The organism is Gordonia gummivorans, from assembly GCF_022513585.1.
GTDB lineage: Bacteria > Actinomycetota > Actinomycetes > Mycobacteriales > Mycobacteriaceae > Gordonia.
The window spans coordinates 36,226-46,052 of sequence record NZ_JAKWBF010000041.1; the positions used below are offsets into that span (position 1 = coordinate 36,226).

The 9,827-nt window shown below is 63.9% G+C and carries 11 protein-coding genes; 5 read left to right on the top strand and 6 right to left on the bottom strand.

The genetic code is table 11. From position 1 onward, the window contains the following. Nucleotides 1-52 precede the first annotated feature (52 nt). Together MKW15_RS22195 and trhO are read right to left on the bottom strand one after the other, a co-directional pair. On the bottom strand, nucleotides 53-1,087 hold the full coding sequence (locus MKW15_RS22195; RefSeq protein WP_240862179.1) for a CobW family GTP-binding protein: 1,035 nt from the start codon (nucleotides 1,085-1,087) through the stop codon (nucleotides 53-55). Further along, nucleotides 1,084-1,929, bottom strand: coding sequence for an oxygen-dependent tRNA uridine(34) hydroxylase TrhO (gene trhO / locus MKW15_RS22200; protein ID WP_240862181.1), 846 nt, complete (start codon nucleotides 1,927-1,929; stop codon nucleotides 1,084-1,086). Before trhO ends, MKW15_RS22195 begins: the two co-directional genes overlap by 4 nt. 145 nt (nucleotides 1,930-2,074) lie before the next feature. On the opposite strand from trhO, the gene MKW15_RS22205 reads away from it, so the two are divergent. The 3 genes from MKW15_RS22205 to MKW15_RS22215 all read left to right on the top strand — a co-directional run bounded on the left by MKW15_RS22205 (nucleotide 2,075) and on the right by MKW15_RS22215 (nucleotide 4,735). Then, the gene (locus MKW15_RS22205) at nucleotides 2,075-2,689 is read left to right on the top strand and encodes a hypothetical protein (RefSeq protein ID WP_308221090.1); all 615 of its coding nucleotides are present in this window, start codon (nucleotides 2,075-2,077) and stop codon (nucleotides 2,687-2,689) included. 164 nt (nucleotides 2,690-2,853) lie between these two features. Then, entirely contained in the window at nucleotides 2,854-3,183 is a 330-nt protein-coding gene (locus tag MKW15_RS22210; protein WP_240862185.1) for a histone-like nucleoid-structuring protein Lsr2, read from the top strand. A gap of 181 nt (nucleotides 3,184-3,364) precedes the next feature. Continuing rightward, nucleotides 3,365-4,735 (top strand): LLM class flavin-dependent oxidoreductase, encoded by a 1,371-nt coding sequence (locus tag MKW15_RS22215; RefSeq protein ID WP_240862188.1) that lies wholly within the window; start codon nucleotides 3,365-3,367, stop codon nucleotides 4,733-4,735. 90 nt (nucleotides 4,736-4,825) lie between these two features. On the opposite strand, the gene MKW15_RS22220 is transcribed toward MKW15_RS22215, so the two are convergent. Continuing rightward, on the bottom strand, nucleotides 4,826-5,377 hold the full coding sequence (locus tag MKW15_RS22220) for a VOC family protein (RefSeq protein WP_240862190.1): 552 nt from the start codon (nucleotides 5,375-5,377) through the stop codon (nucleotides 4,826-4,828). Nucleotides 5,378-5,508: 131 nt separating this feature from the next. On the opposite strand from MKW15_RS22220, the gene MKW15_RS22225 reads away from it, so the two are divergent. Further along, nucleotides 5,509-5,655 (top strand): hypothetical protein, encoded by a 147-nt coding sequence (locus MKW15_RS22225; protein WP_240862192.1) that lies wholly within the window; start codon nucleotides 5,509-5,511, stop codon nucleotides 5,653-5,655. A gap of 88 nt (nucleotides 5,656-5,743) precedes the next feature. Here the strand turns inward: MKW15_RS22225 and MKW15_RS22230 are convergent, their stop codons facing one another. From MKW15_RS22230 to MKW15_RS22240, 3 genes are read right to left on the bottom strand one after another with little or no spacing between them, the layout of a single operon-like run. Beyond that, nucleotides 5,744-6,085 carry a DUF1801 domain-containing protein gene (locus MKW15_RS22230; protein WP_240862212.1) on the bottom strand — a complete coding sequence of 114 codons (342 nt, stop codon included), beginning with the start codon at nucleotides 6,083-6,085 and terminating at the stop codon, nucleotides 5,744-5,746. Nucleotides 6,086-6,117: 32 nt separating this feature from the next. Further along, nucleotides 6,118-6,528: a TIGR03667 family PPOX class F420-dependent oxidoreductase gene (locus MKW15_RS22235; RefSeq protein WP_240862194.1), complete on the bottom strand. Its 411-nt coding sequence runs from the start codon at nucleotides 6,526-6,528 to the stop codon at nucleotides 6,118-6,120. Between the two features lie 60 nt (nucleotides 6,529-6,588). After that, nucleotides 6,589-7,062 (bottom strand): Lrp/AsnC family transcriptional regulator, encoded by a 474-nt coding sequence (locus MKW15_RS22240; RefSeq protein WP_374247937.1) that lies wholly within the window; start codon nucleotides 7,060-7,062, stop codon nucleotides 6,589-6,591. A gap of 187 nt (nucleotides 7,063-7,249) precedes the next feature. On the opposite strand from MKW15_RS22240, the gene MKW15_RS22245 reads away from it, so the two are divergent. Further along, complete coding sequence (locus MKW15_RS22245; RefSeq protein WP_240862199.1) at nucleotides 7,250-9,574, top strand: transketolase-like TK C-terminal-containing protein; 2,325 nt, start codon at nucleotides 7,250-7,252, stop codon at nucleotides 9,572-9,574. Nucleotides 9,575-9,827 lie beyond the last annotated feature (253 nt).

Below are 9,827 nucleotides of genomic sequence, written 5' to 3' on the forward strand. Positions count from 1 at the left end.
GTCGACCAGGCACTCTGTGATTTCGTTAGGGAGATGTGACCTGATGTCCGCTTCACTCGCCTGCGAGGTACCGCGTGATCGACAGAATGCCGTTGCTGTCCGTCGCGTCGTCGGGGACTGCGACCGCCGACGCGAGCCGGTCCCGCACCTGATCCGCATAGAGCCCGCTTCCGATCGCGACCAGCGTCGTCGACGGTGCGTCCGAACCCCACGATTCGCGCTGCACGCTGACGAATCCCCCCACCGCGTGGACGACGTATTTCTGGCGGTGACGCGGGACGTCGAAGTGCACGAGGCCCTTGATGCGGAAACATCCGTCCGGCGGGCGTTCGAGGAATGCGGCAAGCCGCCGCGGATTCATCGGTTCGGTGCTCTCGAAGGAGATCGAGTCGTAGTCGGCGTGCAGGTGGTCGTGCGGTTCGCCCTCGATCAGCAGCGCGTCCAATGTCAGTTGCCCGGTTCCCGGCCGGTCCTCGGCCCGACGCTGCGCTGCGTCGAACATCAGTGCCGGATCGATCGCGGCATGCGCGGCGGCCACCAGTGGCGCAGAGTGATTGAGTGCGCGCAGATCGTCGACCGCCCGGTCGGCGACCTCGCCATCGACGAGGTCGATCTTGTTGAGCACCAACAGGTCTGCGATGGCCACATGTCCGTCGAACTCCGGATGCTTGCGACGGGTCGCAGCCATGTGCACCGCGTCGACGACGTACACGAGTCCGCCGTAGCGCATCCGACGGTCGGCGACGCCGGTGACCATCCGGATGAGAGCCTTCGGCTCCGCTATGCCGCTGGCCTCGATCACGATCGCGTCGAGAGCAGCAGACGGTCGCACCAGTGTAGCCAGGGCCTCTGTCAGGCCGTCACGATCGACCGTGCAACACACACATCCGCCGCCAAGGCTGACCGTGCCGTCGGCCTGTCCGGCCACCAGGAGGGCGTCGACGTTGATCGCCCCGAAATCGTTGACCAACACACCGATCCGACTCCCGGAATCCCGTGCCGCGCGCAACAGGTGATTGAGCAGGGTCGTCTTGCCGGAACCGAGGTACCCGGCGAGCACGATCACCGGCACCGACGGCCGGCTCATGCGTCGTAGCAATCCGGGCAGATCACCGCCAGTTCGCGGCCGACGTGGTCGGGATGATTGGCCACATGTTTTGTCGACGCCCCGCATTCGGAACATGTGCCGATCACGGCGGCGTGGTCGGAGAAATCCACACTCATCCGGTCGTCGAAGACGTACAGAGATCCCTGCCACAGCCCGTCGTCGCCGAATTCCTCCCCATACCGGACGATGCCGCCGTCGAGCTGATAAACCTCGCGGAAGCCGCGGTGGCGCATCAGCGCGGTGAGTACCTCACAGCGCACTCCCCCGGTGCAATAGGTGACCACCGGGCGATCCTTGAGGTGATCGAATGCGCCGCTGTCGAGGAGCGGGACAAAGTCGCGGGTGGTTTGTGCCGTCGTCGTCACCGCGCCCGTAAAGCGTCCGACCTGCGCCTCGATCTCGTTGCGACCGTCGAAGAAGACGACGTCGGATCTGGTCTCGACGAGGTCGTGGACCTGCGCCGGAGACAGCCGAGCACCTCCGTCGACAATGCCGTTGTCGTCGACTTTCACCTCGTCGGGCACACCGAACGTGACGATCTCCGGACGTACCCGCACGCTCAGTTTCGGGAAATCCGACCCGGTGCCGTCGGACCATTTCACATCCACATTCCTGAAGCCCGGATACTCACGAGTTGCTCTCACGTACCGTTTCACCTGGGCCATGTCGCCACCGACCGTACTGTTGATCCCGTGTCGTGACACGATGATCCTGCCGCGTAAGCCGAGCGACGAGCACACATTGAGCTGCCAGAGCCGGATCGCCTCTGGGTCGGGCAGTGGCACGAAGGCGTAGAACAACACGATCTTGGGGGTCGACACAATGCAAGGGTACGGACCGCGCTCGAGGCTGTTGTTCTCGGCGTTCGCTGCCCTGGCAGCCGTGATGGCGCTGTCTTCCTGCGGTATCTCGACCGACAGCAATCCCTCTCGAATCGTCATCCCGCCCACCAATGCGTTGTCGACGATGACCGAACCGGAATCGTCGACGACCACGACCACCTCGACCCTCGATGAACGTGAACCCAATCTCCCGAATTGGACGATCGGACGCGTCGTCGCGTTGGCGCCACGGGTGGAGAACTCGCGCTACCACCAGGGCGCGGTCTCCGAGCAAGCACCTTTGCAGGACACGTCCGGATTCCATTTCTCCACGCCCGACGGCGCGGTCGCCTGCTCGACCGGAATCAATGGCGGAGCAACGCTCGCGTGCCGCTTGAACAACGAAACCAATCCACCTGCTCGGCCGTCCGACCAACCGTCGAGCTGCACCTGGGCCGGCAATTACGCAACCCTGACATCCGATGGCCCCGAACATGGTGCGTGCACCAATGAGTTCGAAGTCTTATATCGGAGTTCCATCGTCGACTACGGCCACACCATCGCGATCTCGCGATTCTCCTGCCTCGTGGAGACATCCGGAATTTTCTGTCTCGAATCCCGTTCGCAATCTGGATTCTCGGTTACCGCAACGGGTTATCACACGATCTTCGCGGCGGACCGCGCTCCGGAATCGATCCTGGGATTGTCGGATGACACGACTTCCGAGACACCCAGGAATACCACTACACCGACCCGGTGAATTGCCCGCAACCGATTTCGGATACGCTTTCTCAGCGGTTACACATGGAATAGGTCTATGCTGTTCACTGTACTAACGATCGCACTCGGGTAACCGGGCAGGTTCGACAACAGCCATCTGCAGCGCATTACAATCGCGCCGCAACACGGGAGGATAGGGAATTCATGGCGAAGAAAGAAATTGTTCAGGTCATCGACGACATCGACGGCAAGGTCCTCGACACCTACGAGACCGTCAAGTGGAGCCTGGACGGTAAGAGCTACGAATTCGACGCCTCGGCCAAACATGCTCAACAGTTCCGCGACTCGCTGTCGAAGTACATCACCGTTTCGCGCACCTCGGGTCGCGCGACCAAGCGTGCGGCGACACCGGTGGCGCGCAACAAAGAAACCACCAAGGCCATCCGCGAATGGGCCATCAGCGAGGGATACGACGTCAGCGATCGCGGCCGCATCCCGCTGAGTGTCATCGAGGCATTCGAAGCCGCTCACTGATCAACACCGTCGCCGCCCCACCATTGGTCACCGACCAGGGTGGGGCGGCGTCGTCTCTGGAGAAAGTCGTCGTTTCCCGAGTAGGTCGAGATCGGATCGCCGCGGCTGCAAAGCTGGGTGTCGCGACGGTCGGCCGGTTCACTGAATGCGCACATTTCCGACGCTCAAAGGATCGCATTCGATGACCCGACAGCTCCACCTCGGTGGCTTCCTGATCGCCTCACCTGTCACGCACTCGCACGCCGCATGGCGGCACCCCGGTTCGGAGACTGACTATTTCGGACCGGAGCACTACCACCGAGTCGGACGCATCCTGGAGCGCGGCAAGTTCGACTTCGCGTTCTTCGCCGACCTGCTCGCCGCGCCCGTGCGCTTCGGCGGCGACCAGACCGAGCCGTTCCGACGCGGTACACAAGCCGCGGCCACCCTCGACCCCAGCCTGGTGGCGGCAAGCATCGCCGCGGTCACGAGCCGGCTGGGCATCGCGGTGACCAAGTCCGCCACCTATTTCCACCCGTACGAGGTCGCGCGGGTCTTCGGTTCGCTCGACCATCTCACGCGCGGTCGTATTGCGTGGAACATCGTCACCTCGCTGTCGCAGGCCGAGGCGCAGAACTTCGGATACGACGCGCATGTCGAACATGAAGAGCGCTACGCGCGAGCCGAGGAGTTCGTGTCCACCGCGGTCAAGTTGTGGTCGAGTTGGGACGCCGACGCGGTGACCGCCGACAAGGAATCGGGTGTCTGGGCCGACCCGTCGAAGATCCACAGCGTCGACCATGTGGGCGACCACTACCGCACCAAGGGGCCGCTCAATCAGCCACGCTCGCCGCAGCACCGTCCGGTCCTGATCCAGGCCGGGTCGTCGGACACCGGCAAGAACTTCGCCGCGCGGTGGGCGGAAGCGATCTTCGAGATCGATCCGACGCCCGAAGGTCGGCGCGCCTACTACGACGACGTGAAGTCGCGGGCAGTGAACTTCGGGCGAAATCCCGACCATGTCAACGTCTTTCCGTCGTTCATCCCCTTCATCGGCGAGACCGAATCGATCGCCCGCGAGAAGCATGCGTTCCACAACGAGCTCGCCGACCCGATCTCCGGGCTCATCACCCTGTCGGTCCACACCGACCACGACTTCTCGCAGTACGACCTCGACGCCCCCGTCGAGGACGTGAAGGTGAGTGGCACACAGGGATTGTTCGAGGTGGCACGACGTCTGAGCGAACGCGACAGCCTGACGCTGCGCGACATCGGCAAGCTATATGCGCAGGGCGTCCTCCTGCCGCAGTTCGTCGGCACCGCGTCCGACGTCGCCGATCAGATCGAGGAGTCGTTCCGTGGCGGCGAGGCCGACGGTTTCATCGTCTCGAGCGCACAAACGCCCGGAACGTTCAACGATTTCGTCGACTACGTGGTCCCCGAGCTGCAGCGCCGCGGACTGTTCCGCCGTGAGTACGAAGGCACCACTCTGCGTGAGCATCTCGGGCTCGGCGACGCCCACTCCGATCTGCCTGCCGACATCCGCGGGGAGGATCACCGACTGGCGGGCTAGGGATCGCAATCCGTATGAAGTTGTGCCCGGATTCCGGGCACAACTTCATACGGATCAGCGGACCGACGCCAGACCTCACCGCCGAGCAGCTCAACGTCCGGGCAATGAACGAACCGCTTGCCGCATCAGACCCGGTACCGAATTGGCAAGATCCGAGCGAGTATCCGCCACGCTCTTCATTGCCCGGTAGAAAGACAACATCTGCCGGGGCGACGGAATCCTGGGCACATGTGCCAACTCCCAGTGGATGCCGCTGATGGGGTCGTCGAAGAACACCGCGTAATAGCCGGGCCAATACTGGGGATACGGCTGCGGCTCGTCGGTCACCGGGACTTCGCGAGCAGCGAGGAATTCCGAACGAAAGCGGTCGATCTCCGCACGACTGCGAGCCCACAGTGAAATGTGGTTGATCCCCACGGCCTGCTCGTCGTGGCAGAGTTTGGAGCCGGTCCGCGCCGGTTGAATACCGATGTAGCTGTGTGGAGTCGTGGTCCGGGTCATGTAGTAGGTCGACTCGTACTCCATGTCGAGAGTCGAAAAGCTGCTGTAGCCAAGCCATCCGAACATCGCGTCGTAGAAATCGATCGACTTGTCGTAGTCGAGCACCGCGAACTCGACGTGATGTACCCCGCGCCATCGCATGGCATCTCCCCGTCTGCGCAACCGTGGACTCGGGCATCGAATCCTCGGGGCCATCTTGCCAGTGCGACCTTTCAGCCGCCCTGCACCCCGGCGGAACCGTTCGGCAGGCGACGCTACGCGCCGGAATCGCCATGGACGTCATCGATGCCGGAGTCGTGGTCGGTGCTGCGCGAAACGGGGTGCCGCCCCGCGCCGCCGGCATCGGAGTGATGCTCGCGGGTGGCACTGCCGCCCTGGCCCTTGCGGGGCCGCGGGCGCTCCGACTCGTCAACAGGTGAGCCGGCAGATCACCGAACGTCGTTGTACGACCAACAGAAGTTGCAGTGTGACGCAGGACTCGGGCTCACCTGCAACCTTTGTGCAGAGCTATCCGCGATTGAGCGCAATCGCCGATTGCACCAGGGCGACAAGCGCATCGGTGTCGAGCGTGTCGCCTTCCCTGATGTCGATCGCGCGTCGGGTGCCGGCGCTCAGGCTGGCGTTGAACACCTTCTCGGGGTCCGGAAGCGAAGCGCCTTTGGCAAAGGTCAGTTTGATCTTGTCCTTGTAGGTCTCGAGCGTGCAGATCAACCCGTCGGCCGAAAACGTCGGCACACCGTCCGGATTGGACGGCTTGCGCCATTTGATCTCTTCGACGATGTCCGGATCTGCTCCGAGGATCAGCGCGCGTACATCCGAAACCCGTGATTCTCGCCAGTCTGTGCCCACATGGTTCACGGTAATCGACCGCGCGCCGGCCTTCACCAACTTCGCAGACGCTGTGGTTCGACGCGCACTGTCACCGAGTAGGTGGCACGGAATTCGGCAGTCGTGGTGTTGATCCCGGCGAAGCTCTCGCCGTACTTCGCCAGATAGGCGCTCCACTCGTCGTCGGTCGGACCGTTGTCGTCGAGGTGGGCGTTGCCGGTGAACACGGCCACGTCTCCCCCGAAGGCATTCGAGTTCAAGTTCAGCGCGACTGCCGGATGGGCGGAGACATTGCGGAGCTTGGCCTTTCCGGGCTCACTGAAGATCAGGAACGAGCCGTCGTGCCAGAGGAACCAGACCGGAGTGGGGACCGGCGTGTGCTTTGCGTCGACGGTGGTCAGCCAAATGATGTGTTCGCCGTCGAGCCGTTCGGCGACGCGGTCGGGAATCTCGAGAGTGGTCATGGCTGTGTAACGCCACGTCCTGCTTGGCCATTCCGGCCGCGAACCATCTCTGAGTGCCGATCACTCCAGGAGTTGCTCTATGCGGAAGTCGACGAGCGTGCGCATCTTCAGCGCCGTTGTGCTGCGCTGCACACCGTCGACGTCGAGGATGCGCCCCGCGATGCGATACAGGTCGTCGGCGTCTCGGGCGACGACGTGGATCAGCAGGTCGGTCGCCCCGGTCAGGCCGTGCACCTCGATCACCTCGGGAATCTGGGTCAGCGCGGCGGCGACCTCGGCGAGCCTGCGCTGCGTGACCTCCGTGAACACATATGCCGCGATCGGGAATCCGAGCGATTCGGGATCGATACGACGGTCGAAGCCCCGCAGCGCGTCGGTGTCACTCCAGCGGGTCATGCGCGCCTGCACGGTGTTGCGGGAGAGCCTCGTCAGGTCCGCCAGCGCACTCGTGGTCGCGCGGGGCGACCGGATCAGTGCTCGCAGGATGCCTCGGTCGGTCGCGTCGAACCGAAAAGCCTTGTGCACTCTGACCACCCTTTCACTGGCTATGACACCCCCCAGTTGTCACTTTGCGCAACTATTGGCACTTCTCTTGCATATTCTAGTCAATCGGAGCCAGACTGCGAACCATTCTGCATATTCACGACGCACATCGCGATGAGCCGCGATATCGGCCCGCGCAGTGCGTCGACGCGGGATCATTGTGACCAGGAGGACTCCGATGACCACCAGTTCGGCGCCGAACACCGGCACGGTCCAGCGCGACGACGTGCTCACCGAGATCGCGCAACGGGTGCTGTGGACGTCGACCGCGATCGTCCATCACGCCAACCGAATCCGGCCCAACCCCTCGGGCCTCAAGGTCGGCGGTCATCAGGCGTCGTGCGCGTCGATGGTGTCGATCATGACCGAACTCTGGTTCGAGCAACTCCGCCCGGGCGACCGCGTGTCGGTGAAACCGCATGCGGCACCGGTCCTCCACGCCATCAACTACCTGCTCGGCGACCTCGACGCCGACCATCTCCCTCGTCTACGCGAGTTCGGCGGCTTGCAAAGCTACCCGAGTCGCACGAAAGATCCTGACACCGTGGACTACTCGACGGGTTCGGTCGGCATCGGCGCCACCGCTCCGATCTGGGGTGCCATCGCCCGCCGTTACGTCACAACAGCATTCGGCACTGCCGGCACCGGGCGGCAGTATTCGTTGGTGGGCGACGCCGAACTCGACGAGGGCGCGGTCTGGGAGGCCATCCTCGACTCGTCGGTCGGCGAACTCGGCGAGATCGTCTGGATCGTCGACATGAATCGGCAGTCGCTGGATCGGGTGGTGCCCAATATCGCCGCGCCCCGGCTGGAGGCGATGTTCACCGCGGCCGGCTGGCAGGTGATCACGGTGCGCTGGGGGCGACTGCTCGACGAGTTGTTCGCACGACCCGGCGGCGACGCACTGCGGGTCCGGATCACCGACATGTCCAACCCCGAGTATCAGCGATTGCTGCGCTGCGACGTCGACGAGTTGCGCACCCGACTGCCCGGGGAGGGCGACGGTGCAACCGCGATCGCCGCATTGATCGCCGACCTCGACGATGCGGCCGTCCATGCGGCGATCCGCAACCTCGGCGGACACGACCTGTCGGCCCTGCGAGCGGCGTTCGACACCATCGACGACACCCGGCCGACCGTGATCATCGCCTACACGATCAAGGGTTACGGTCTTCCCACAGAAGGACATCCGCAGAATCATTCGTCGTTGCTGAGCGTCGAACAGTTCGCGGAACTCGGTGCGCAGATGGGTGAGGATCCGTCGAAACCGTGGCATCGGTTCCCCGACGACTCACCCGCGGGCCGCGTGTGCGAAGCGACAGCAGCGCATACGCGTCGGGAACCAACCCCGGAGCCCGAGAAGCTGGCGGTTCCGGCCGATGTCGGTCGCACCCCGACCGCGGTCTCCACCACCCAAGCCGCGCTCGGGCGCACCTTGCTCGACCTGACCCGGCAGGCACCCGATGTGGCGCGGCGAATCATCACCGTCAGCCCCGACGTGAGTTCCTCGACCAATCTGGCCGGCTGGCTGAACAAGGTCGGTGTGTGGTCGCCGACCGAACGTCACGACTGGTTCGACGACGACCGTGACACCCTCATGCACTGGCGGGAACGACCCACCGGCCAGCACATGGAACTCGGGATCGCGGAGACGAATCTCGTCGGTCTGATCGGCGAACTCGGCGCCACGTGGAGCCGCTGGGGCGAGCCGCTGCTGCCCATCGGTGTGCTCTACGACCCCTTCGTGGAACGAGCACTCGAACCGTGGTCGTACGGCATCTACGCCGGCGGCCAGTCCATCCTGGTCGGCACCCCGGCCGGCGTAACGCTTGCGCCGGAAGGTGGTGCGCACCAATCGATCAAGACGCCGTCGATCGGTCTGGAGCAACCCGGATGCGTCAGCTACGAACCGGCGTTTGCCGTCGATGTCGAATGGACACTGCTCGACTGCCTCGCGCACCTCGGCCGCCCGGGCGGACGTTCGGCATATCTGCGGTTGTCGACCCGACCGGTCGAGCAGACCCTCGCCGCGGTTCCCACCGATCCGTCGGCGCGTGAACGTCGACGACGACAGGTGGTGGCCGGTGGATACACGTTGCGGCGCACCGAGAATCCGGTCGTCACGATCGTGGCGGTCGGTGCGATGGTCACCGATGCGCTCGACTCGGCACATCGACTGTCGCAGATGGACATCGAGTGTGATGTGGTGGTGATCACCAGTCCCGGACTCGTGTTCGAGGCGTGGCAGTCGCGGCGCGGCCAGGGCGATGCCCCGACGTGGATACTGGATCAGATCTTCCCCGCCGATCGCGCCACGCCAATCGTGACCGTCCTCGACGGTCATCCCCACACCCTGTCTTTCGTGCCGACCATCAATCGTGTCACCTCGATTGCCTTGGGCGTCAGCCAGTTCGGCCAGTCCGGGTCGCTCGAGGACGTCTACCGACTGCACGGCATCGACTCGGACGCGATCGTGCGGGCCGCGCTCGATCTGATCGCGTGATCACGGACCGTGCAACGTCGATCACGGCACGACCCCAGTCCGGTTCCGCCGAATCTGCGCCCACACAGATCTACCATCCACACATGGGATCTCCTGTGTAGATGGTAGTTCTGTGTGTGGATACCGACGCCGGGCGGGCGGGGACAACCGGAAATGAACTTCTGACTCACGGCACTGGCATCAACCGTAGGTCACCACAAGCGGAGCATGATCCGAAAGGCGTTCGGCGGGTGAGGGTTCCTTGTCCACGACG

What these genes read in the sequence shown, in the direction of transcription:
- MKW15_RS22210 (WP_240862185.1), top strand. Translation starts at nt 2,854, where the DNA reads ATGGCGAAGAAAGAAATTGTTCAGGTCATCGACGACATCGACGGCAAG.
- MKW15_RS22235 (WP_240862194.1), bottom strand. Translation starts at nt 6,528, where the DNA reads ATGACCACTCTCGAGATTCCCGACCGCGTCGCCGAACGGCTCGACGGC.
- MKW15_RS22215 (WP_240862188.1), top strand. Translation starts at nt 3,365, where the DNA reads ATGACCCGACAGCTCCACCTCGGTGGCTTCCTGATCGCCTCACCTGTC.
- MKW15_RS22205 (WP_308221090.1), top strand. Translation starts at nt 2,075, where the DNA reads ATGACCGAACCGGAATCGTCGACGACCACGACCACCTCGACCCTCGAT.
- MKW15_RS22245 (WP_240862199.1), top strand. Translation starts at nt 7,250, where the DNA reads ATGACCACCAGTTCGGCGCCGAACACCGGCACGGTCCAGCGCGACGAC.
- MKW15_RS22195 (WP_240862179.1), bottom strand. Translation starts at nt 1,087, where the DNA reads ATGAGCCGGCCGTCGGTGCCGGTGATCGTGCTCGCCGGGTACCTCGGT.
- MKW15_RS22220 (WP_240862190.1), bottom strand. Translation starts at nt 5,377, where the DNA reads ATGCGATGGCGCGGGGTACATCACGTCGAGTTCGCGGTGCTCGACTAC.
- MKW15_RS22225 (WP_240862192.1), top strand. Translation starts at nt 5,509, where the DNA reads ATGGACGTCATCGATGCCGGAGTCGTGGTCGGTGCTGCGCGAAACGGG.